Annotated in this window: 19 protein-coding genes and 2 pseudogenes; 13 read left to right on the top strand and 8 right to left on the bottom strand. The window is 61.2% G+C overall.

The features are described from left to right. The first annotated feature begins 232 nt into the window (after positions 1-232). The 5 genes from AC3WMV_RS10970 to AC3WMV_RS10950 all read left to right on the top strand — a co-directional run bounded on the left by AC3WMV_RS10970 (position 233) and on the right by AC3WMV_RS10950 (position 4,901). Complete coding sequence (locus tag AC3WMV_RS10970) at positions 233-1,057, top strand: NAD-dependent epimerase/dehydratase family protein (protein WP_103369160.1); 825 nt, start codon at positions 233-235, stop codon at positions 1,055-1,057. 30 nt (positions 1,058-1,087) lie between these two features. Beyond that, complete coding sequence (locus AC3WMV_RS10965; RefSeq protein WP_103369161.1) at positions 1,088-1,981, top strand: SMP-30/gluconolactonase/LRE family protein; 894 nt, start codon at positions 1,088-1,090, stop codon at positions 1,979-1,981. 64 nt (positions 1,982-2,045) lie between these two features. Then, complete coding sequence (locus AC3WMV_RS10960; protein ID WP_103369162.1) at positions 2,046-3,017, top strand: TRAP transporter substrate-binding protein; 972 nt, start codon at positions 2,046-2,048, stop codon at positions 3,015-3,017. Between the two features lie 76 nt (positions 3,018-3,093). Beyond that, positions 3,094-3,621 (top strand): TRAP transporter small permease, encoded by a 528-nt coding sequence (locus tag AC3WMV_RS10955; protein WP_047601543.1) that lies wholly within the window; start codon positions 3,094-3,096, stop codon positions 3,619-3,621. Continuing rightward, positions 3,621-4,901, top strand: coding sequence for a TRAP transporter large permease (locus AC3WMV_RS10950; RefSeq protein WP_027613212.1), 1,281 nt, complete (start codon positions 3,621-3,623; stop codon positions 4,899-4,901). Before AC3WMV_RS10955 ends, AC3WMV_RS10950 begins: the two co-directional genes overlap by 1 nt. 102 nt (positions 4,902-5,003) lie before the next feature. Here the strand turns inward: AC3WMV_RS10950 and AC3WMV_RS10945 are convergent, their stop codons facing one another. From AC3WMV_RS10945 to AC3WMV_RS10935, 3 genes are all read right to left on the bottom strand, one after another. Continuing rightward, positions 5,004-5,804, bottom strand: a complete 801-nt coding sequence (locus tag AC3WMV_RS10945) for a sulfite exporter TauE/SafE family protein (RefSeq protein ID WP_103369163.1) — start codon at positions 5,802-5,804, stop codon at positions 5,004-5,006. 9 nt (positions 5,805-5,813) lie between these two features. Next, positions 5,814-7,058 (bottom strand): NAD(P)/FAD-dependent oxidoreductase, encoded by a 1,245-nt coding sequence (locus tag AC3WMV_RS10940; protein ID WP_103369164.1) that lies wholly within the window; start codon positions 7,056-7,058, stop codon positions 5,814-5,816. Positions 7,059-7,223: 165 nt separating this feature from the next. Continuing rightward, the gene (locus tag AC3WMV_RS10935; RefSeq protein WP_007965280.1) at positions 7,224-7,565 is read right to left on the bottom strand and encodes an ArsR/SmtB family transcription factor; all 342 of its coding nucleotides are present in this window, start codon (positions 7,563-7,565) and stop codon (positions 7,224-7,226) included. Positions 7,566-7,656: 91 nt separating this feature from the next. Between AC3WMV_RS10935 and AC3WMV_RS10930 the strand changes: the two genes are divergently transcribed. Beyond that, positions 7,657-8,520, top strand: a complete 864-nt coding sequence (locus tag AC3WMV_RS10930; RefSeq protein WP_103369165.1) for an MBL fold metallo-hydrolase — start codon at positions 7,657-7,659, stop codon at positions 8,518-8,520. A 93-nt stretch (positions 8,521-8,613) separates the two neighbouring features. Here the strand turns inward: AC3WMV_RS10930 and bkdR are convergent, their stop codons facing one another. Then, complete coding sequence (gene bkdR, locus AC3WMV_RS10925) at positions 8,614-9,102, bottom strand: Bkd operon transcriptional regulator BkdR (protein ID WP_027613216.1); 489 nt, start codon at positions 9,100-9,102, stop codon at positions 8,614-8,616. 185 nt (positions 9,103-9,287) lie between these two features. Between bkdR and AC3WMV_RS10920 the strand changes: the two genes are divergently transcribed. The 5 genes from AC3WMV_RS10920 (at position 9,288) to AC3WMV_RS10900 (ending at position 15,496) form a co-directional block, all read left to right on the top strand. Next, positions 9,288-10,523 carry a 3-methyl-2-oxobutanoate dehydrogenase (2-methylpropanoyl-transferring) subunit alpha gene (locus AC3WMV_RS10920; protein WP_003224001.1) on the top strand — a complete coding sequence of 412 codons (1,236 nt, stop codon included), beginning with the start codon at positions 9,288-9,290 and terminating at the stop codon, positions 10,521-10,523. Between the two features lies 1 nt (position 10,524). Beyond that, the gene (locus AC3WMV_RS10915) at positions 10,525-11,583 is read left to right on the top strand and encodes an alpha-ketoacid dehydrogenase subunit beta (RefSeq protein WP_003224000.1); all 1,059 of its coding nucleotides are present in this window, start codon (positions 10,525-10,527) and stop codon (positions 11,581-11,583) included. Further along, positions 11,584-12,864, top strand: coding sequence for a dihydrolipoamide acetyltransferase family protein (locus tag AC3WMV_RS10910; protein WP_103369167.1), 1,281 nt, complete (start codon positions 11,584-11,586; stop codon positions 12,862-12,864). Positions 12,865-12,868: 4 nt separating this feature from the next. Then, positions 12,869-14,242, top strand: a complete 1,374-nt coding sequence (lpdA, locus tag AC3WMV_RS10905; RefSeq protein WP_103369168.1) for a dihydrolipoyl dehydrogenase — start codon at positions 12,869-12,871, stop codon at positions 14,240-14,242. A gap of 234 nt (positions 14,243-14,476) precedes the next feature. After that, complete coding sequence (locus tag AC3WMV_RS10900) at positions 14,477-15,496, top strand: branched-chain amino acid aminotransferase (RefSeq protein WP_027613221.1); 1,020 nt, start codon at positions 14,477-14,479, stop codon at positions 15,494-15,496. A 54-nt stretch (positions 15,497-15,550) separates the two neighbouring features. Here AC3WMV_RS10900 and AC3WMV_RS10895 read toward each other — a convergent pair whose 3' ends face one another. Then, positions 15,551-16,429 carry a LysR substrate-binding domain-containing protein gene (locus tag AC3WMV_RS10895; protein WP_103369169.1) on the bottom strand — a complete coding sequence of 293 codons (879 nt, stop codon included), beginning with the start codon at positions 16,427-16,429 and terminating at the stop codon, positions 15,551-15,553. A gap of 105 nt (positions 16,430-16,534) precedes the next feature. On the opposite strand from AC3WMV_RS10895, the gene AC3WMV_RS10890 reads away from it, so the two are divergent. Next, entirely contained in the window at positions 16,535-17,143 is a 609-nt protein-coding gene (locus AC3WMV_RS10890) for a LysE family translocator (protein ID WP_103369170.1), read from the top strand. A gap of 23 nt (positions 17,144-17,166) precedes the next feature. Here the strand turns inward: AC3WMV_RS10890 and AC3WMV_RS10885 are convergent. The 3 genes and pseudogenes from AC3WMV_RS10885 to AC3WMV_RS10875 form a co-directional block, all read right to left on the bottom strand. Next, a pseudogene (locus tag AC3WMV_RS10885) lies at positions 17,167-17,985 on the bottom strand (TIGR03915 family putative DNA repair protein); the annotation flags it as partial. Further along, the gene (locus tag AC3WMV_RS10880) at positions 17,982-19,202 is read right to left on the bottom strand and encodes a putative DNA modification/repair radical SAM protein (protein ID WP_027613224.1); all 1,221 of its coding nucleotides are present in this window, start codon (positions 19,200-19,202) and stop codon (positions 17,982-17,984) included. The gene AC3WMV_RS10880 and the pseudogene AC3WMV_RS10885, both read right to left, overlap by 4 nt. A 147-nt stretch (positions 19,203-19,349) precedes the next feature. Beyond that, positions 19,350-20,108 (bottom strand): ArsR/SmtB family transcription factor, encoded by a 759-nt coding sequence (locus tag AC3WMV_RS10875; RefSeq protein ID WP_103369171.1) that lies wholly within the window; start codon positions 20,106-20,108, stop codon positions 19,350-19,352. 78 nt (positions 20,109-20,186) lie between these two features. Between AC3WMV_RS10875 and AC3WMV_RS10870 the strand changes: the two are divergent. Continuing rightward, positions 20,187-21,291 (top strand): annotated as a pseudogene (locus AC3WMV_RS10870) (cytochrome P450). The last annotated feature ends 81 nt before the right edge of the window (positions 21,292-21,372 follow it).

Here is a 21,372-nt window from a genome sequence, read left to right as displayed (position 1 = left end):
GCGTCGGGTCAGTCAATTCATCTTTCAATGACACACCGCTTTCGCGAGCAAGCCCGCTCCCACAAGGGGATTGCATTGCAACGAAGGCGTCGCGGTGATTGAAAAGTGAATGAGCCCCTTCCGTCATTTACCCCAAAAGTCGCGTTGACAAGTTCCGGAAAGCCTACCGATACTTCAGCGCAGTCATACGACAACCTACAACAAACCTAATAACAACGTGTAAGGGATTGCCATGACGTCTACCTCTACTCCCCGCGCCCCGTTCAACCGTCTGCTGCTGACCGGCGCTGCCGGTGGCCTGGGCAAAGTCCTGCGCGAACGCATGCGCCCTTATGCCCATGTCCTGCGCTTGTCAGACATCGCCGCCCTCGCCCCAGCCGTTGATGATCGCGAAGAAATCGTCCCCTGCGATCTGGCCGACAAACACGCCGTGCACCAACTGGTCGAAGGCGTCGACGCAATCCTGCATTTCGGCGGTGTCTCCGTGGAGCGGCCCTTCGAAGAAATCCTCGGCGCCAACATCTGCGGCGTATTTCACATCTACGAAGCTGCACGCCGCCATGGTGTGAAGCGAGTGATCTTCGCCAGTTCCAACCACGTCATCGGCTTCTACAAACAGGACGAGCCGCTCGACGCCAGCTGCGCCCGCCGCCCCGACGGCTACTACGGCTTGTCCAAGTCCTACGGCGAAGACATGGCCAGTTTCTACTTCGATCGCTACGGCATCGAGACCGTCAGCATCCGCATCGGCTCCTCGTTCCCCGAGCCGCAGAACCGCCGAATGATGCACACCTGGCTGAGCTTCGACGACCTCACGCAATTGCTCGAGCGCGCGCTGTACACGCCAAACGTGGGCCATACCGTGGTCTACGGCATGTCCGCCAACAAGAACGTCTGGTGGGATAACCGCTTCGCCAGTCACCTCGGTTTTGAAGCCAGAGACAGCTCCGAAGTGTTCCGCGAAAAAGTCGAAGCGCAGCCTATGCCCGCCGCCGATGACCCGGCGCGGGTCTATCAGGGCGGCGCGTTCGTCGCGGCCGGCCCCTTCGGCGACTGACCACTCTGCCAACGACGCAAAGGAATGAGTATGCAAGCCGAATTGATCGTCGATGCGCGCAACGCCGTGGGCGAAAGCCCGGTCTGGGTGCCGCAGGAAAACGCGCTGTATTGGGTCGATATTGCCAACGGCGGGCTGCAACGCTGGAGCGCTGACACCGGCCATGTGCATGTCTGGAAAACCCCTGAAATGCTCGCCTGCATCGCCCGTCACAGCGGTGGCGGCTGGGTTGCCGGCATGGAGAGCGGCTTTTTTCATCTGCACCCGCACAGCGACGGCAGCCTCGACAGCGAATTGCTCGCCACCGTCGAGCACAGCCGAGCAGACATGCGCCTCAACGATGGTCGCTGCGACCGCCAGGGTCGTTTCTGGGCTGGCAGCATGGTGCTGAACATGGGCCTGAACGCATCCGAAGGTCGGCTCTACCGCTACGGCGCCGGGCAGTCTGGTGTGATCGAAGCGCGACTCGACGGCTTCATCGTGCCCAACGGCCTCGGCTTCAGCCCTGACGGCAAGACGATGTACCTGTCGGATTCACATCCAGACGTGCAATTGATCTGGGCCTTCGATTACGACGCCGAGACCGGCACACCATCGAATCGGCGGATCTTCGTTGACATGAACCACTTCCCCGGCCGGCCGGATGGCGCTGCCGTGGATGCCGAAGGCTGCTACTGGATCTGCGCCAACGACGCCGGACTGATTCACCGTTTTGCCCCGGACGGGCGCCTCGATTTCTCGCTGGAAGTGCCGGTGAAGAAACCGACGATGTGTGCCTTCGGCGGCAGCCGCCTGGACACCCTCTTCGTGACCTCGATTCGCCCCGGCGACGACCGCGATCCGCAATCCCTGGCCGGCGGCGTGTTCGCCCTCAATCCCGGAGTCAAAGGCCTGGAAGAACCACTGTTCGACGATTCCCTGTAACACCCGCCTCTGCTGCACCGCTGCGCCTTGAACACAAAAATAACAAGACTGGAGACTCACCCCCATGAACTTCAAACGCACCTTGCTGGCCGCTGCACTTCCGCTGATGTTTACCTTCACTGGCGCCGCCCAGGCCCTGCAACTCAAGTTCGCTGACATCCATCCCGCCGGTTATCCCACCGTGGTGGCCGAAGAAAACATGGGCAAGACCCTGACCCGGGAAACCAACGGCGAACTGACCTTCCAATACTTCCCCGGCGGCGTGCTGGGCTCAGAAAAGGAAGTCATCGAGCAGATGCAAGTCGGCGCGGTACAGCTGTCTCGCGTCAGCCTGGGTATCGTCGGCCCGGTAGTGCCGGACGTGAACGTGTTCAACATGCCGTTCATCTTCCGCGACCATCAACACATGCGTAACGTCATCGATGGCCCGGTAGGCGACGAGATCCTCGACAAAATCACCAACTCCGAATTCGGCCTCGTGGCTCTGGCCTGGATGGACGGCGGCACGCGCAACGTCTACACCAAGAAACCGGTACGCAAGCTCGAAGATCTCAAGGGCATGAAGATTCGTGTCCAGGGCAACCCGATGTTCATCGACATGATGAACGCCATGGGCGGAAACGGTATCGCCATGGACACTGGGGAAATCTTCAGCGCCTTGCAGACCGGCGTGATCGACGGCGCGGAAAACAACCCGCCGACCCTGCTCGAACACAACCACTTCCAGAACGCCAAGTTCTACAGCCTGACCGGTCACCTGATCCTGCCAGAGCCGATTGTGATGTCGAAAATCACCTGGGAAAAACTCACCCCGGATCAACAGGCGCTGGTCAAAACCGCCGCCAAGGCTGCCCAGGCTGAAGAGCGCGTGCTGTGGGACAAGAAGTCCGCTGCCAGCGAAGAAAAACTCAAGGCCGCTGGCGTCGAGTTCATCCAGGTCGACAAGAAACCCTTCTACGACGCCACCGCACCGGTGCGGGAAAAGTACGGTGCGAAGTACGCCGACCTGATCAAGAAAATCGAAGCCGTGCAGTAACGCCTCCCGCTCCGTCCTCATTAACCAGGCCCAGCGCACCTGATCACTCAGGCGCGCCCGGTTACGGTGGAACCCGATGAAGAATCTACTGCTGCGTATCAACGACAAGATCTACATGACGTGCATTTGGGTCGCCGGCCTTTCCGTTCTGGCGATTTCCCTGATGATTCCCTGGGGCGTGTTCGCCCGCTACGTGCTGGGCACCGGTTCGAGCTGGCCAGAGCCGACGGCGATCCTGCTGATGATGGTGTTCACCTTCATCGGTGCCGCCGCCAGTTACCGCGCCGGTGCGCACATGGCCGTGGCCATGCTCACCGACCGCATGCCACCGCACGTGAGATCCGCGGCGGCGATATTCTCGCAACTGCTCATGGCGGCGATCTGCATTTTCATGACGATCTGGGGCGCCAAGTTGTGCATGTCCACCTGGAACCAGTTCATGGCAGCCCTGCCCGATCTGCGGGTTGGCGTGACCTATCTGCCGATTCCCGTGGGCGGCTTGCTGACGCTGGTTTTCGTCCTGGAAAAACTCTTGCTCGGTGACCAGAGCAAACGGCGGGTCGTGCAGTTCGATCTGGTTGAAGAAAGTGAAGGTGGCGCTTAATGGACGCTCTGATTCTGCTAGGCAGTTTTATCCTGTTGATCCTGATCGGCATGCCAGTCGCCTATGCGCTGGGCGCCGCCGCGCTGATCGGTGCATGGTGGATCGACATCCCGTTCCAGGCGGTGATGATCCAGGTCGCGTCGGGGGTGAACAAGTTCTCGCTGCTGGCCATTCCGTTCTTCGTCCTGGCCGGCGCGATCATGGCCGAGGGCGGCATGTCGCGGCGTTTGGTGGCGTGTGCCGGGGTGCTGGTGGGTTTCGTGCGCGGTGGCCTGTCGCTGGTCAACATTGTCGCCTCGACCTTCTTCGGCGCGATCTCCGGTTCCTCGGTGGCCGACACCGCGTCGGTGGGTTCGGTGCTGATTCCGGAAATGGAACGCAAGGGCTATCCACGGGATTTCTCCACCGCGGTGACCGTCAGCGGCTCGGTGCAAGCCCTGCTCACGCCGCCAAGCCATAACTCGGTGCTCTACTCCCTGGCCGCCGGTGGTACGGTTTCGATTGCCTCGCTGTTCATGGCGGGCATCGTGCCGGGGTTGCTGATGAGCGCCTGCCTGATGGTGCTGTGCCTGATCTTCGCGAAAAAACGCGACTACCCCAAGGGTGAAGTCATCCCGATGCGCCAGGCGTTGAAAATCGTCGGCGAAGCCCTCTGGGGCCTGATGGCGATGGTGATCATCCTCGGCGGCATCCTCTCGGGGATCTTCACCGCCACGGAATCGGCGGCCATCGCCGTGTTGTGGTCGTTCTTCGTGACCATGTTCATCTACCGCGACTACAAGTGGCGTGAACTGCCGAAGCTGATGCATCGCACGGTACGCACGATTTCCATCGTGATGATCCTGATCGGCTTCGCCGCGAGCTTCGGCTACATCATGACCCTGATGCAGATTCCGGCGAAAATCACCACGCTGTTCCTGACCCTGTCGGACAACCGTTACGTGATCCTGATGTGCATCAACGTCATGCTGCTGTTGCTCGGCACGGTGATGGACATGGCGCCGCTGATCCTGATCCTGACGCCGATCCTGATGCCGGTGATTCTCGGCATCGGTGTCGACCCGGTGCAGTTCGGCATGATCATGCTGGTCAACCTCGGGATCGGGCTGATAACACCGCCGGTGGGCGCGGTGCTGTTTGTCGGCTCGGCGGTGGGCAAGGTCAGTATCGAGAGCACCGTGAAGGCGCTGCTGCCGTTCTACGCGGTGCTGTTCCTGGTGTTGATGCTGGTCACTTACATCCCCGCCATTTCCCTGTGGCTACCGCATTTGGTGTTGTAACAACCTGAAAGATCGCAGCCTCGTTTCACTCGACAGCTCCTGCATGGGAATGCGATTCCTGTAGGAGCTGCCGAAGGCTGCGATCTTTTGATCTGCCAACATTCAGGCACGCAACAACATATACCCCGCCACCACCAGACACACGCTGGCAAACCCCACCTGCAACGTCCGCGCCGGCACCCGGGCGCAGAGTTTGCGGCCGATGATCATGCCGACGATGCTGGCCACGATAAACGCCGCGCCCTGAGCGTCGATGCGCACTCCGGCATGGAAGGAGCCGATCACGCCAATCGCCGAAATCAGGCTGATCACCATCAGCGACGTCGCGACAATTCCGCGCATTTGCACATCGGTCAGTTGCTTGAACGCCGGCACGATCAGGAAACCACCGCCAACGCCGAGCAAGCCCGAAACCACACCGGTCACAGCACCCAAAGCAGCGAGGGTCGCGGTGCATTTGGCGGTCCAGTCGAAACGCCCGGTCTGCTCATTGAGCATGCAGTTTTTCTGCCCCCAGCTCGCGTGGCCGTGGTCGCTCGGCCCCTCTTGCGCACGCTCGCGGCGCAGCATGCGCCAGGCCACCATGACCATCAGCAGACTGAAGAGGATCATCAGGATCTTCTCCGGCAACTGGTGCGCGAAATAAATGCCCAGCGGCGAAAACAGCGCACCGAGCGCGGCAATCAGCAACGCCGCGCGATAGCGCACCAGGCCATGACGCAAACCGTCGATCGCCCCGACTGCCGCCGCACTACCGACGGCGAACAACGCCACGGGCGCGGCCTGGGTCATGCTCCAGCCGAGGCCAAGCACCAGCGCCGGCACCGCGAGAATCCCGCCGCCTGCCCCGGTCAGTCCGAGAATCAGCCCCATCAACACGCCAAACAGACTTGCCAGCAACATAGGGAGTTCTCAGTCGACTTTGGACAAACCGGTCAGCCACTCGCGGCCCTTGAGCATGCCGTTCCAGTAGAACCACGGCAGTAGCGTCGCCTTGAGGAACCACGCCGAGCGGCGCGGCACGGTCGCATCGAGGGCGAAAGTCGGCAGCAACTTCCCGCCGTAACCAAACTCGGCGAGGATCACCTTGCCCTTCTCCACCGTGAGCGGGCACGAACCGTAGCCGTCGTACTTCAGTGGCAGCGGTTGTTGCTTGCGCAGGGCCAAGAGGTTTTCGGCGACTACGACGACCTGCTTGCGCACGGCGGCAGCGGTTTTCGCATTGCTGGTGCCGCAGATATCACCGAGGCCGAACACCTCGGGGTAACGCGGATGTTGCAGGCTGTGCGGATTGACTTCGCACCAGCCGGCAGCGTCGGCCAGCGCACTGTGGGCGATGAAATCCGGTGAGACCTGCGGCGGCACCACGTGCAGCAGATCGAAAGTTTTCGCCTGTGTGGTGAGGTTGCCGTCAACATCCTTGATCTCGAACCAGGCGGTTTTCGCCGGGCCGTCGACCTTGACCAGGTTGGAGTTGAAGGCCAGTTGCGCGTTGTACTTTTCGATGTACTTCATCAGTGGCGGGACGAAGGTCGCCACGCCAAACAGCGCCGCGCCGGCCAGGTTGAACTCGACGTTAATGTTGTTCAGCACAGCGGTTTTGCGCCAGTGATCGCACGACAGGTACAACGCCTTCTGCGGTGCGCCGGCGCATTTGATCGGCATCGCCGGCTGAGTGAACAACGCCTTGCCACCACGCAGTTTCTGCACCTGATCCCAGGTGTACTGCGAGTGCTGATAGCAGTAGTTGGACGTCACGCCGTGCTGACCGAGGCTTTCCTGCAGGCCTTCGATCTTCTCCCAGGCCAGCCGCAGGCCGGGGCAGACGATCAGGTTTTGGTAAGTGACGCGGCGTTGATCGTTGAGCGTGAGCTGACGTGCGTCGGGATCAACCGCAGTCACTGCCGCCTGAATCCAGGTGGCCTGACGCGGCATCACTTTGCTCATCGGCCGCACGGTGTCCTTGACGTCGTAGGCGCCACCGCCGACCAGCGTCCACGCCGGTTGGTAGTAGTGCTGGGCGCTTGGCTCGATCACAGTGACTTTAAGAGTGGGATCACGCTTGAGCAGACTGGCGACGAAGCCGATGCCGGCGGTGCCGCCGCCGATGACCACGATATCGGCACTGATGGATGGGCCCCAGTGTTGATCGTTCATTGCTTGTTCCTTATTGCTGCATGCAAGGATTTCCGGCCATCGCACAAATCCATTGTAGGAGTGAGCCTGCTCGCGATAGCGGTATGTCAGTCTATGAAGATGTTGGCTGATACACCGCTATCGCGAGCAGGCTCACTCCTACAGAGATTGTGTGGTGGCTGACATTTATTGATGGCCCAGGCTTTTCAGCACCGCTCCGCAATACAACCCAGACAGGGTCTTCATCACCTGAATCACTTCAGGACTGGCCAGACCGTAAAAGATGTATTTGCCTTCACGACGAGTCGCCACCAGGCCTTCATCGCGCAGGATGCCCAGCTGCTGGGACAGGGTCGGCTGGCGCACGCCGGTCATTTTTTCCAGTTCGCCGACGTTGCGCTCGCCCTGGGTCAGCTGGCACAGGATCAACAGGCGATCCTCATTGGCCAGCGCCTTGAGCAGCGCGCAGGCCTTGGAGGCGGACGCCCGCAACTGGGCGACTTCACATTCGGTCAGACTGGATTGCATTTGCACGATGCCTTCAAGGTCACTTAAGCTGCGAACATTATGTTTTTAGATAAAGTGTTGCAACCCATTTCCCTGGTTCAGGTTGGTGTCCATGCCCGCGCAGATTGAAGCTTTCCTCGACCCCGCCTCCTCGACCTACAGCTACGTGGTCTATGAAGCCGATGGCGGGCAGTGTGCAATCGTCGATCCGGTACTCGATTACGACGGCGCCGCCGGACGCACCTGCACCACGCAGGCCGACAAAATCATCACCTTCGTCCGAGAACACCACTTGCAGGTGCAATGGCTGCTGGAAACCCACGCCCACGCCGACCACCTGTCCGCCGCGCCGTACCTGCGCCGCGAACTGGGCGGCAAGATTGCGATCGGCCAGTCGATCAGCAAAGTGCAGAACGTGTTCAAGGCGCTATTCAATCTGGAACCGGAATTCTGCGTCGACGGCTCGCAGTTCGATCACCTGTTCGCGCCGAACGAATCGTTCAAGATCGGCAACCTCAACGCCACCGCCCTGCACGTCCCCGGTCACACCCCGGCGGACATGGCCTACCTGATCGATGGCGAACAGATTCTGGTCGGCGACACGCTGTTCATGCCAGACGTCGGCACCGCCCGCTGCGACTTCCCCGGCGGCAACGCGCACCAACTGTTCAACTCGATCCACAAACTGCTGGCCTTCCCCGCCAGCGTCAAACTCTACGTCTGCCACGACTACCCGCCCGAGGGCCGCGCGGCGCAATGCCAGACCACCATCGGTGAGCAGCGTCTGAGCAATATTCATGTGCATGACGGGATCGATGAGGCGACGTTTGTCGAGATGCGCACCAAACGTGACGCCGGGTTGGGCATGCCAACGCTGTTGCTGCCGGCGATTCAGGTGAATGTGCGGGCGGGGAACATGCCGCCGGCCGAGGACAATGGTGTGGTTTATTTGAAAGTGCCGATCAACAAGCTCTAAAAGCAAAAGATCGCAGCCTTCGGCAGCTCCTACAGAAACACGGTTAATGCGTGCTCTGTGTAGGAGCTGCCGAAGGCTGCGATCTTTTGATCTTCAGGACCCGAGGGTCAACCCATTCGCCGGCAACGGCAACGCCGTCTTGTAGCGCACCTGCTTCAAGGCAAAACTCGAGCGGATATTCGCCACCCCCGGCACCTTGGTCAGAAAGTCCATCATGAAGCGCTCCAGCGCCTGAATCGTCGGCACCAGCACCCGGATCAGATAGTCCGGGTCGCCGGCCATCAGGTAGCACTCCATCACCTCGGGGCGGTCGGAGATCGCCTCTTCGAAATGCTGCAACGCTTCCTCGACCTGTTTCTCCAGGCTGACGTGAATGAACACATTCACATGCAGGCCCAGCAGGTCGGCATCCAGCAGCGTCACCTGCTCGCGAATCAGGCCTAATTCTTCCATCGCCTTGACCCGGTTGAAACACGGGGTCGGCGACAGGTTCACCGAGCGCGCGAGGTCGGCGTTGGTGATGCGCGCGTTCTCCTGAAGGCTGTTGAGAATGCCGATGTCGGTACGGTCCAGTTTGCGCATGAGACAAAACCACCTGTTTTTTATGTTTATGCAGAATTTCTATCTGCAAATCGTCTCCAGCGCAACGAAACAGAGAGAAATATTCTTCTGGCCCGGGCCTATGATTGTTGTAGGACAAGATTTCTTTCACCCAAGAATGATTGCCAGCTCACTACAAGAAATTCACAAGATCGAGCGTAGAATCCATGACCCAAGCGTATGAACCGCTGCGTCTGCACGTCCCTGAACCCTCGGGCCGCCCAGGCTGCAAAACCGACTTCTCCTACCTGCATCTGACCGATGCCGGCACGGTGCGCAAACCTTCCATCGACGTCGAACCTGCCGACACCGCCGACCTGGCGCGTGGGCTGATTCGGGTGCTCGACGATCAGGGCAACGCCCTCGGCCCCTGGGCTGAAAACGTGCCGGTCGAGATCCTGCGCAAGGGCATGCGCGCCATGCTCAAGACGCGGATCTACGACAACCGCATGGTGGTCGCCCAGCGCCAGAAAAAAATGTCGTTCTACATGCAGAGCCTTGGCGAAGAAGCCATCGGCAGTGCTCAGGCCCTGGCCTTGAATATCGACGACATGTGCTTCCCGACCTACCGCCAGCAAAGCATCCTGATGGCCCGCGAAGTGCCGCTGGTCGACCTGATCTGCCAACTGCTGTCCAACGAGCGCGATCCGCTCAAGGGCCGGCAGTTGCCGATCATGTACTCGGTCAAGGACGCCGGTTTCTTCACCATCTCCGGCAACCTCGCGACTCAATTCATTCAGGCCGTCGGCTGGGGCATGGCCTCGGCGATCAAGGGCGACACGAAAATCGCCTCGGCCTGGATCGGTGACGGCGCCACCGCCGAATCGGACTTCCACACCGCCCTCACCTTCGCCCACGTTTACCGCGCGCCGGTGATCCTCAACGTGGTCAACAACCAGTGGGCGATCTCGACCTTCCAGGCCATCGCCGGGGGTGAAGCCACCACTTTCGCCGGACGCGGCGTCGGTTGCGGCATCGCCTCGCTGCGGGTCGATGGCAACGACTTCTACGCGGTCTACGCCGCTTCCGCCTGGGCTGCCGAGCGCGCCCGGCGCAACCTCGGCCCGACCATGATCGAATGGGTCACCTACCGCGCCGGCCCGCACTCGACCTCCGACGATCCATCCAAGTACCGTCCTGCCGACGACTGGAGCCACTTCCCGCTGGGCGACCCGATTGCCCGCCTGAAGCAGCACCTGATCAAGGTCGGCCACTGGTCGGAAGAAGAGCACGCCGCCGTCAGCGCCGAGCTCGAAGCCGAAGTGATTGCCGCGCAGAAACAGGCCGAACAGTACGGCACCCTCGCCGGCGGCCAGATTCCAAGCGCCGCGACCATGTTCGAAGACGTCTACAAAGAGATGCCGGAGCACTTGAAGCGCCAGCGTCAGCAGTTGGGGATCTGACATGAACGATCACAACAACAATATTCAGTTGGAAACCGCCATGACCACGACCACCATGACCATGATCCAGGCCCTGCGCTCGGCCATGGATGTGATGCTTGAGCGTGACGACAATGTGGTGGTGTTCGGTCAGGACGTCGGCTACTTCGGCGGCGTGTTCCGTTGCACCGAAGGCCTGCAGACCAAGTACGGCACCTCGCGGGTATTCGACGCGCCGATCTCCGAAAGCGGCATTGTCGGTGTTGCGGTGGGCATGGGCGCTTACGGCCTGCGCCCGGTGGCAGAGATTCAGTTCGCCGACTACGTCTACCCGGCTTCCGACCAGATCATTTCCGAAGCGGCGCGCCTGCGTTATCGCTCGGCCGGCGAGTTCACCGCGCCGATGACCCTGCGCATGCCGTGCGGCGGCGGGATCTATGGCGGCCAGACCCACAGCCAGAGCATTGAGGCGATGTTCACTCAGGTCTGCGGTCTGCGCACCGTCATGCCATCCAACCCTTACGATGCCAAAGGCCTGCTGATCGCCTCCATCGAAAACGATGACCCGGTGATCTTCCTTGAGCCGAAACGCCTGTACAACGGCCCGTTCGACGGCCACCACGACCGCCCCGTAACCCCGTGGTCGAAACACCCGCAAGCCCAGGTGCCGGACGGTTACTACACCGTGCCGCTGGACGTCGCCGCGATCACCCGTCCTGGCAAGGACGTGACCGTATTGACCTACGGCACCACCGTGTACGTGTCGCAAGTTGCCGCTGAAGAATCCGGCGTCGACGCCGAAGTCATCGACCTGCGCAGCCTGTGGCCGCTGGACCTGGAAACCATCGTCAAGTCGGTGAAGAAAACCGGCCGCTGCGTGGTGGTACACGAAGCCACCCGCACCTGCGGTTTCGGCGCCGAACTGGTGTCGCTGGTGCAAGAGCATTGCTTCCATCACCTGGAAGCGCCGATCGAACGCGTCACCGGTTGGGACACCCCCTACCCGCACGCGCAAGAGTGGGCGTATTTCCCAGGGCCGTCCCGAGTGGGCGCGGCGTTGAAACGGGTCATGGAGGTCTGAATGGGCACGCACGTTATCAAGATGCCGGACATCGGCGAAGGCATCGCAGAAGTCGAACTGTCGCAGTGGCACGTCAAGGTTGGCGATCTGGTGGTTGAAGACCAGGTGCTGGCGGACGTGATGACCGACAAGGCAATGGTCGATATTCCATCGCCGGTCCACGGCAAGGTGATTGCGCTCGGCGGTCAGCCGGGTGAAGTGATGGCGGTCGGCAGTGTGCTGATCAGCATCGAAGTTGAAGGCGCCGGGAACCTGAAAGAGTCCGCCGCGCCAGCACCGGTTGCTGCGCAAGAGCCGCCTGCTGCGCCGAAAGTTGAAGCCGCAGTCGAGAGCAAACCTGCCGCAGCTGCTGCACCGCGTTCCGCACCGGTTTGCCAAGGCCCGATGGTTGCCCGCGAGGCTGATGAACGTCCGCTGGCCTCGCCGGCCGTGCGCAAACATGCGCTGGATCTGGGCATTCAATTGCGTCTGGTACGTGGCACCGGCCCGGCCGGTCGTGTGCTGCACGAAGACCTCGACGCCTATCTGGCGCAAGGTCAGTCGAACGCTTCGGCGCCGGCAGCTGCCGCGTACGCCCAGCGTCACGATGAAGAACAGATTCAGGTTATCGGCATGCGCCGCAAGATTGCCCAGCGCATGCAGGACGCCACCCAGCGTGCCGCACACTTCAGCTACGTCGAGGAAATCGACGTTACCGCGATTGAAGAACTGCGCTCGCATCTGAATGAAAAACACGGCGCCAGCCGTGGCAAGTTGACCTTGCTGCCGTTCCTGGTCCGCGCATTGGTCGTCGCCCTGCGTGACTTCCCGCAGATGAACGCCCGTTACGACGACGAAGCCCAGGTCATCACCCGCCTCGGCGCAGTGCATGTCGGTGTCGCCACGCAAAGCGATGTCGGCCTGATGGTGCCGGTGGTGCGTCACGCCGAAGCGCGCAGCCTGTGGGACAGCGCCGCGGAAATCTCGCGTCTGGCCAATGCCGCACGCAATGGCAAGGCCAGCCGCGACGAATTGTCCGGCTCGACCATCACCCTGACCAGCCTCGGTGCGCTGGGCGGCATCGTCAGCACGCCGGTGCTGAACCTGCCGGAAGTGGCGATCGTCGGCGTGAACAAAATCGTCGAACGGCCAATGGTCGTCAAAGGCCAAGTGGTGATCCGCAAGATGATGAACCTCTCCAGCTCCTTCGATCACCGCGTGGTCGACGGCATGGACGCGGCGCTCTTCATCCAGGCCATTCGTGGCTTGATCGAACAACCCGCAACCCTGTTTGTGGAGTGACGCCATGCAAACCTTGAACACCACGCTGCTGATTATCGGCGGCGGCCCCGGCGGCTACGTCACGGCGATTCGCGCCGGGCAACTGGGCATTTCGACGATTCTGGTCGAAGGCCAATCGCTGGGTGGCACTTGCCTGAACATCGGCTGCATTCCGTCCAAAGCGTTGATTCACGTGGCCGAGCAGTTCCACCAGACACAACATCACAGTCAGCATTCGGCGCTGGGTATCAGTGTCTCGGCGCCGACCCTCGACATCAGCAAAAGCGTAGAGTGGAAGGACGGCATCGTCGATCGCCTGACCACCGGCGTCGCCGCACTGCTGAAAAAGAACAAGGTCCAGGTCATCAATGGCTGGGCCAAAGTCATCGACGGCAAAACCGTGGAAGTCGGCGATACGCGGATCCAGTGCGAACATCTGGTGCTGGCCACCGGTTCGACCAGCGTCAACCTGCCGATCCTGCCAATCGGCGGGCCGATCATCTCCTCCACCGAAGCGCTGGCACCGAAGTCCGTGCCCAAACGTCTGGTGGTGGTCGGCGGCGGTTACATCGGACTGGAGCTGGGCATTGCTTACCGCAAGCTCGGCGCCGAGGTCAGCGTGGTCGAGGCGCAGGATCGTATCCTGCCGGCCTACGATGCCGAGCTGACCCAACCGGTCCACGAAGCACTGAAGCAACTGGGCGTGAAGCTTTATCTCAAGCACAGCGTGCTGGGTTTCGATGGCACCTTGCAGGTGCGTGACCCGAACGGCGACACCCTCAATCTGGAAACCGATCAGGTGCTGGTGGCAGTCGGGCGCAAGCCAAATACTCACGGCTGGAATCTCGAAGCGCTGAACCTGGACATGAACGGCTCGGCGATCAAGATCGACAGCCGCTGCCAGACCAGCATGCGCAACGTCTACGCCATCGGCGACCTGAGCGGCGAGCCGATGCTCGCGCATCGCGCCATGGCTCAGGGCGAAATGGTTGCCGAGCTGATCAGCGGCAAACCCCGCGAATTCAACCCGACCGCCATCGCCGCCGTGTGCTTTACCGACCCGGAACTGGTGGTGGTCGGCCAGACCCCGGACGAAGCCAAGGCTGCCGGGCTGGACTGCATCGTTTCCAGCTTCCCGTTCGCTGCCAATGGCCGGGCGATGACCCTGGAATCAAAAAGCGGCTTCGTGCGGGTGGTAGCGCGGCGCGACAATCATCTGATTGTCGGCTGGCAGGCGGTCGGGGCAGGCGTTTCCGAGTTGTCGACCGCATTCGCGCAAAGCCTGGAAATGGGTGCGCGCCTCGAAGACATCGGCGGCACCATTCATGCGCATCCGACCCTGGGTGAAGCGGTGCAGGAAGCGGCGTTGCGGGCGTTGGGGCATGCGTTGCACCTGTGATGGTGGGTGGCTGTAATGGCCCCTTCGCGAGCAGGCTCGCTCCCACAATGGGAATGCATTTCAAATGTGGGAGCGAGCCTGCTCGCGAATTCTCAGGCGCAACCGGAATTATCTGTCTGTCATCCGATAGTCCGGGCTGCGAAACCGCTCAAGAATGAAGTATTGTTGTGCCCATCCAAAAAAACGTCAGAAGCCTTGAACCGTTTCGACGGTTGTTCAGTGATAGAGGGTGTCATGGGTAACGAAAGCATCAATTGGGACAAGCTGGGTTTTGACTACATCAAGACCGACAAACGCTATCTGTCGTACTTTCGCAATGGCGAGTGGGACAAAGGCACCCTGACCGAAGACAACGTGCTGCACATCAGCGAAGGCTCGACTGCCCTTCACTATGGCCAGCAGTGCTTCGAAGGCCTGAAGGCTTATCGTTGCAAGGACGGCTCGATCAACCTGTTCCGTCCTGACCAGAACGCCGCGCGCATGCAGCGCAGCTGCGCCCGCCTGCTGATGCCGCACGTGTCGACCGAGCAGTTCATCGAAGCGTGCAAGGAAGTGGTTCGCGCCAACGAGCGCTTCATCCCGCCATACGGCACCGGCGGCGCGCTGTACCTGCGTCCGTTCGTGATCGGCGTGGGTGACAACATCGGCGTGCGTACCGCGCCGGAGTTCATCTTCTCGGTATTCGCGATCCCGGTCGGCGCCTACTTCAAGGGCGGCCTGACTCCGCACAACTTCCAGATCTCCAGCTTCGACCGCGCCGCCCCACAAGGCACCGGTGCGGCCAAGGTCGGTGGCAACTACGCCGCCAGCCTGATGCCGGGCTCGCAGGCCAAGAAAGCGCACTTCGCTGACGCCATCTACCTGGATCCGCTGACTCACAAGAAGATCGAGGAAGTCGGTTCGGCCAACTTCTTCGGGATCACCCACGACAACAAGTTCATCACCCCGAACTCGCCATCCGTGCTGCCAGGCATCACCCGTCTGTCGCTGATCGAACTGGCGAAAACCCGTCTGGGTCTGGAAGTGATTGAAGGCGACGTGCTGATCGACAAACTGTCGGACTTCAAGGAAGCCGGCGCCTGCGGTACCGCGGCTGTGATCACCCCGATCGGCGGGATCAGTTACAACGACCACCTGCACGTGTTCCACAGCGAAACCGAAGTCGGCCCGGTCACCCAGAAGCTCTACAAAGAGCTGACTGGCGTGCAGACCGGCGACATCGAAGCGCCAGCGGGCTGGATCGTCAAGGTTTGATCTGACGGCTGCTTAGGCACAAAAGCCCCCATCGAGTGATCGATGGGGGCTTTTTCATGGGCGCTGTTGCTGTAGCCACTCAATCAACACTTCGGTGTGCGCCGACGCTTGCGGGGCAACACCGTAGTAATAGCGTGGCAGCGGCATGCGCAGATCCGGCAACGGACAGATCAGGCGACCACTCGACAAATGCGTGCCGAGCAAAGTGGTTGGACACAGCGCGATGCCCTCGCCCGCCACGGCCGCTTCCAGCACCCGGTGCATGTAATCAAACTGACGGATCACCTGGCTACTGCTCTGGCTCTGGCCGAAATGCATGGCCCAGTGGTGCCAGTCTTCACGCCGCGCCCTGACGGTCAGCAAGGTATGCGCACTGAGGCCGGCGAGATTTGTCAGCGGCAGTCGCTCAATCAATGCCGGCGCCGCGACCATGACCAATTCATCTTCGAACAACGCGTGCGCCTCCAGCGTCGGCGCCCAATCGTCACGGCCCCGGCGGATGACAATGTCGAAATCGTCGCGGGCCGGATCCGGCGATTGGGTCTGCGTGACGACCTGGGTGTCGATGTGCGGATGCTGCACCGAAAAGTCCGCCAAACGAGGCGTCAGCCATAACAGGGCGAAGGACGGCCGGACATTGATCGTGATCGTCGGCCGCGCTGCCTGTCGCCTCAACTCGGCAGCGGCGTCGGCAATCTGCGCCAGACCGGCGCTGACTTGCTGATAAAAAAGCTCACCCGCCGGCGTCAGCAGCGACTGCCTGATGCGCCGTTCAAACAACAAAACGCCCAGATGTTCTTCAAGCAATTTGACGTGGCGGCTGACCGCACTATGGCTGACATGCAGCTCGTCGGCCGCCAGGCTGAAACTCTGATGACGAGCAGCCACAGCGAAGGCGCGAACCGCATTGAGCGGGGGAAGTGAATTTTTCATGGGTCTAATTTAGTCACATATGCACTGCATTTAAAGCGTTTGTCAGCGCGTTGCCGCCACGCCAATCTGCCCGCACGCAGATACGCGATTCGACGGAGCAACATCATGCACAGCTACGGACTCTTTGTATTGTTCGCCGCCCTGACCATTTTGAGCCCCGGCCCGGGCGTGGTGCTGACCCTGTCCAACGCCGTGCGCCTGGGCTGGACCGGCGCAGTACCCGGCATTCTAGGGATCGCCTCGGGCGCGTTCGTGGTGGCTGCCCTCAGCGCCACCAGCGTCGGCTTGATCCTCAGCGCCTCGGCCGAGGCGTTTACCGTGCTGAAATACGCCGGAGCTGCATACCTGTTGTACTTGGGCTTCAAGAGCTGGCGTTCAGATCGTTTCCGTAGCCTGCAGCAGGTTCGCCCTTCTCGTCCGGGCTACCGTTTTCTCGAAGCCGCGTCCCTGCAGTTTCTCAATCCGAAAGCGATCTTCTTCTTTCTGGCCGTATTCCCGCAGTTCATCGACACTGAACAGGCTTTTTACCCGCAGTTCTTCAAACTGGTGGCCTCTTACGCGGTGCTGGTAATTCTGGTGCACGGCAGCTACGCCCTGCTCGCCAATGCGGCCAAAGGCTGGCTGTCGAGCCCGAAAGGATCCTGGCTGGCGGCAAAAGTCTCGGGGGCGACCTTTGCCGGTTTTGGTCTGCTGATGGCGTCGGCAACCCGCTGATCGACCTGCTCAGGCTCATCCTGTTTCAAGGCAATTCGCTTGCCGGCTCGCGCGGCAATCCCGCTGGCCTGACCATTTTGCTGTTTGCCCATCCGTGCCTGAGTGATCAACCCGGGGATCAACTCCCCTTCCGGCAGATTCTTCCAGAACCGCACCGGCAAATGCCCTTGCATGACCTTCTCGTTCAATCGCGCCGGGTTGAAGATGTGGCTGTAGTACGTCAGCCATAACACGCCGTGCGGATCATCGACGTTCTGCGCCAGTTGCTGCCATTCCACCGGGCACTGGCGCTGATGAATCAACTGTTCGCCATCGTAATAAACCCCGTCACGCGGCGTGGCGATCAACCAGCGATGCCGGCCCATGCGCCTGACGAAATGTTCGCTGGCGCTGCGCAGGATGTCGTGGGCCGGTTCGTGCCACGCGACGTATTGCGGGCCTGGCTGATCCTGCGGGCGTTCGATGAAACGCACGAACGCATGCAAATGGTGGGCTTCGCGCTGCACCTGCTTAATCCGCCGCTGCAACTCGCTGCCGAGCTTGTCGCCGGCCATCATCGCCGTGCGATCGCCATGGCTGACTCGCCACAGCACTTCATACAACAGACTCCAGCGCTGGTCGCCCCGGTAGCGCGCGGCTTGCTCCAGGGTGTCGAGCAGTGCACGGGGGATGCGTGCCTGAAACGGCCCCTGCCCTTCGGGTACCGAGACGTCACTGGCAAACAGATCGCTCACCCCTTCCGACGCCCAGCTCACCAGACTCGGGTCGACTTCATGGCTGAGCAGCCAGCGTGCCTGCTGGCGCCAGGTGTCGAACAGGTCGTCGCAATCGAGATTGATCATCCCCACAACCCCATCTGCTGCGGCTGCGGCCGGTCGCGCAGTTGCTGATAGAGCATGTGGCTGGTGACTTCGGCCTGTTGCGGGTGGTAGTCGCTGGTGATGATGAACGGCTTGGCCTTGGCCAGCACACAACGCATGCGCGCCACATCTTCGTAGCGAATGCGCCGTTGCTGGCGCAATTGCACCAGACGTTCGGTGGTGCGCAGACCGATGCCGGGGATTCGTGCGATCAGCGACGGCTCGGCGCGATTCAGGTCCAGCGGAAACACTTCGCGATTCTGCAGCGCCCAAGCCAGTTTCGGGTCGATGTCCAGCGCCAGATTACCCGGGCCCTTGAGCAACTCATCGGCGCTGTAGCCGTAACTGCGCAAGAGGAAATCGGCCTGATACAAACGGTGTTCACGCATCAGCGGTGGCGCGGCCAATGGCACGCTTTTCGGGCTATCGGGAATCGGGCTGAAGGCCGAATAGTAAACCCGCCGCAAGCGGTAGTTGCCATACAGCGACTGGGCGCTGTGCAGGATCGTGCTGTCGTCGGTGTCATCGGCGCCGACGATCATTTGCGTACTTTGCCCGGCCGGGGCGAACTTCGCCGAACGCGGTTCGTTGAGCACCGTTTGCACGCCGGTGTAAATGGTGTTCATCGCCTGCTTGATCGAACCGATCTGCTTCTCCGGCGCCAGGGTTTGCAGGCTGGCGTCGGTGGGCAGTTCAATGTTGACGCTGAGGCGGTCGGCGTAACGCCCGGCCTCTTCGATCAATGCCGGATCGGCCTCGGGAATGGTCTTGAGGTGAATGTAGCCGCGAAACTCGTGCTCTTCGCGCAACAGCTTTGCCACGCGTACCAGTTGCTCCATGGTGTAATCCGCCGAGCGGATGATCCCGGAGCTGAGAAACAGCCCGCTGACGCAGTTGCGCCGGTAGAAATCCAGAGTCAGCGTGACCACTTCCTCGGGGGTGAAACGTGCACGCGGCACATCGCTGGAGCGGCGGTTGACGCAGTACTGGCAGTCGTAGAGACAGAAATTGGTCAGGAGGATTTTCAGCAGCGACACGCAACGGCCGTCCGGCGTGTAGCTATGGCAGATACCCATGCCATCGGTCGAGCCCAACCCGCTCTTGCCTTCGGAGCTGCGCTTGGGCGCACCGCTGCTGGCGCAGGAGGCGTCGTACTTGGCGGCGTCGGCGAGAATGCTGAGCTTGTCGATGATTTGCATGGCGCGGGCTCTTTACTGTGTGGATATACAGTATAGGTCCGAGCACGGGGTTACAAGGTGGTAGAAGCGCACCTCGTCGGGCAGAAGCTCAAGATCAAAGAATCGCAGCCTTCGGCAGCTCCTACAGGGATTGGGCAGGGTCGAGAATTAGCGGGTGTACGCGATTACTGTAGGAGCTGCCGCAGGCTGCGATCTTTTGATCTTTGCGTCTAAAGGCAACTCAAGACCAAACCGCTTACCCATTTCCTTTCGCCCCGCCACGGTGAGCGCCAACGCCCGACTATCAAGATCCTGCGTCACCCACTTGCGTTTCAACGCCATCTGCAACAACGCCGCGCCCAGCGAACCGCCCAGATGCGGCCGGCGCATGCTCCAGTCCAGGCACGGGCAGGCAAACTTGCGGCGCAAGGTACTCAAGTCCTGCACCTCAATCCCCAAGCTCGCAAACAACGCGTCGCCGGTGCCGCTCAAGCGATAAGCGCGCTCATCGGTTTCCACCAGCCACCCCGCCTCGAGCAAACGGTCGTGGAGCAACACCGCCAGCGTGCCGGCCATGTGGTCGTAGCAGGTGCGGGCGAATTGCAGGCGATCCGGGGTGTGCGGCTTGAAGCTAGGTGCGGCGTTCTGGCCGATCACCATCAGCGCTTCCAGCGCCTGAGCCACGCGCTGATCGGCGAGGCTGTAATAACGATGGCGGCCCTGCACGTGCAGGCGCACCAGTGCCAGATCCTTGAGCTTGGCCAGATGTGCACTGGCGGTGGAGGCGCTGACTTCCGCCACGGCCGCTAATTCAGTGCTGGTGCGGGCGTGGCCGTCCATCAGCGAGCAGAGAATTTTCGTGCGTGCCGGTTCGGCGATGGCGGCCGCCACCTGCGAAACGCCGATGTCTTGATGTTCTGCGTGCATATTTCGTTCCCCGACGAATCGTCGTCGCTGCGGACTGAAGATACTCGCATCACTTTCCCGACCACAAGGCTGTGCACCATGGACCCGATCATCGCTGCGACGCATGCCGATCCCTACCCCTACTACGCCAAACTGCGCGCCGAGGGCGGACTGACCTTTGATCATGGATTGAAGCTGTGGGTCGCCAGCAGCGCCCGAGCGGTGCGTGGGGTGCTGACGCATGCCGATTGTCGGGTGCGACCGTTGCAGGAACCGGTGCCCAAGGCGATTGCCTCGGGGCTGGCCGGCAAGGTGTTCGGGCAGTTGATGCGGATGAACGATGGCGAACGTCAGCGCTGTCCGCGTGCGGCAATCGAGCCGTCACTGCAGTTGATAGATGACGAGCAAGTACGCGCACTGGTGGCCGCGCGTCTGATTACAGCGGACGCCGACGGCTTGTATAAGGCGATGTTTCGCGGCCCGGTGTGCGTGGTCGCGGCGCTGCTCGGCTTCACCCCGGCGCAAGGCCGGGCGATCAGTGAACTGACCGCGGATTTCGTCGCCTGCCTGTCGCCGCTGAGCAATGACCTGCAACTGGCGGCGGCGCATGCGGCGGCGGAGCAATTGCACGGCTATTTCATCGAGTTGCTGGCCGAAGCCGATAGCGAGTTGCTCAAGGCTATCGAGCAGCGATTTACAGGAGACGAAGAAACCCTGATCGCCAACCTGATCGGTCTCTGTTCGCAGACGTTCGAGGCCAGTGCGGGACTGATCGGCAATGCACTGATTGCGCTGCGACGTCAGCCCGAATTGCGCCATGCCTCAGTGGACGCACTGCTGGCCGAGGTTCAGCGATTTGATCCATCGGTACAGAACACTCGGCGCTTTGTCGCACAGACTTGCGAGATCGATGGCGTGCGGCTCGAGGCTGGCGAGGTGATTCTGGTGCTGCTGGCCTCGGCCAACCGCGATCCTTCGTTAAATGCAGAGCCCGAGCGGTTTCTGCTGGATCGTCCTGACCGGCGCAGTTTCAGCTTTGGCAGCGGCCGGCATCAGTGTCCGGGGGCAGACGCTGGCGTTGAACATTGCCGCTGCGACTGTCAGAGAAACCCTTGATCAGGGTATGAATCTGCAACAACTGACGTGGCATTACCGCCCATCGCTCAATGGGCGGATTCCACTGTTCAGCGCGGCACAGCCTTAGTCGCTGTGGCTCAGCGCTTGGGGTTGAGGCTCATGATGCGCGTGCCCTGCTCTAATCCCCTGTAGGAGCAAACTGGCGATG

It is taken from the genome of Pseudomonas sp. FW305-3-2-15-E-TSA4, from assembly GCF_058787295.1.
This window is presented reverse-complemented; position numbering and strand designations above follow the sequence as displayed.

Coding starts and splice junctions, on each gene's coding strand:
- AC3WMV_RS10970 (WP_103369160.1), top strand. CDS start 233: ATGACGTCTACCTCTACTCCCCGCGCCCCGTTCAACCGTCTGCTGCTG.
- AC3WMV_RS10965 (WP_103369161.1), top strand. CDS start 1,088: ATGCAAGCCGAATTGATCGTCGATGCGCGCAACGCCGTGGGCGAAAGC.
- AC3WMV_RS10960 (WP_103369162.1), top strand. CDS start 2,046: ATGAACTTCAAACGCACCTTGCTGGCCGCTGCACTTCCGCTGATGTTT.
- AC3WMV_RS10955 (WP_047601543.1), top strand. CDS start 3,094: ATGAAGAATCTACTGCTGCGTATCAACGACAAGATCTACATGACGTGC.
- AC3WMV_RS10950 (WP_027613212.1), top strand. CDS start 3,621: ATGGACGCTCTGATTCTGCTAGGCAGTTTTATCCTGTTGATCCTGATC.
- AC3WMV_RS10945 (WP_103369163.1), bottom strand. CDS start 5,804: ATGTTGCTGGCAAGTCTGTTTGGCGTGTTGATGGGGCTGATTCTCGGA.
- AC3WMV_RS10940 (WP_103369164.1), bottom strand. CDS start 7,058: ATGAACGATCAACACTGGGGCCCATCCATCAGTGCCGATATCGTGGTC.
- AC3WMV_RS10935 (WP_007965280.1), bottom strand. CDS start 7,565: ATGCAATCCAGTCTGACCGAATGTGAAGTCGCCCAGTTGCGGGCGTCC.
- AC3WMV_RS10930 (WP_103369165.1), top strand. CDS start 7,657: ATGCCCGCGCAGATTGAAGCTTTCCTCGACCCCGCCTCCTCGACCTAC.
- bkdR (WP_027613216.1), bottom strand. CDS start 9,102: ATGCGCAAACTGGACCGTACCGACATCGGCATTCTCAACAGCCTTCAG.
- AC3WMV_RS10920 (WP_003224001.1), top strand. CDS start 9,288: ATGACCCAAGCGTATGAACCGCTGCGTCTGCACGTCCCTGAACCCTCG.
- AC3WMV_RS10915 (WP_003224000.1), top strand. CDS start 10,525: ATGAACGATCACAACAACAATATTCAGTTGGAAACCGCCATGACCACG.
- AC3WMV_RS10910 (WP_103369167.1), top strand. CDS start 11,584: ATGGGCACGCACGTTATCAAGATGCCGGACATCGGCGAAGGCATCGCA.
- lpdA (WP_103369168.1), top strand. CDS start 12,869: ATGCAAACCTTGAACACCACGCTGCTGATTATCGGCGGCGGCCCCGGC.
- AC3WMV_RS10900 (WP_027613221.1), top strand. CDS start 14,477: ATGGGTAACGAAAGCATCAATTGGGACAAGCTGGGTTTTGACTACATC.
- AC3WMV_RS10895 (WP_103369169.1), bottom strand. CDS start 16,429: ATGAAAAATTCACTTCCCCCGCTCAATGCGGTTCGCGCCTTCGCTGTG.
- AC3WMV_RS10890 (WP_103369170.1), top strand. CDS start 16,535: ATGCACAGCTACGGACTCTTTGTATTGTTCGCCGCCCTGACCATTTTG.
- AC3WMV_RS10880 (WP_027613224.1), bottom strand. CDS start 19,202: ATGCAAATCATCGACAAGCTCAGCATTCTCGCCGACGCCGCCAAGTAC.
- AC3WMV_RS10875 (WP_103369171.1), bottom strand. CDS start 20,108: ATGCACGCAGAACATCAAGACATCGGCGTTTCGCAGGTGGCGGCCGCC.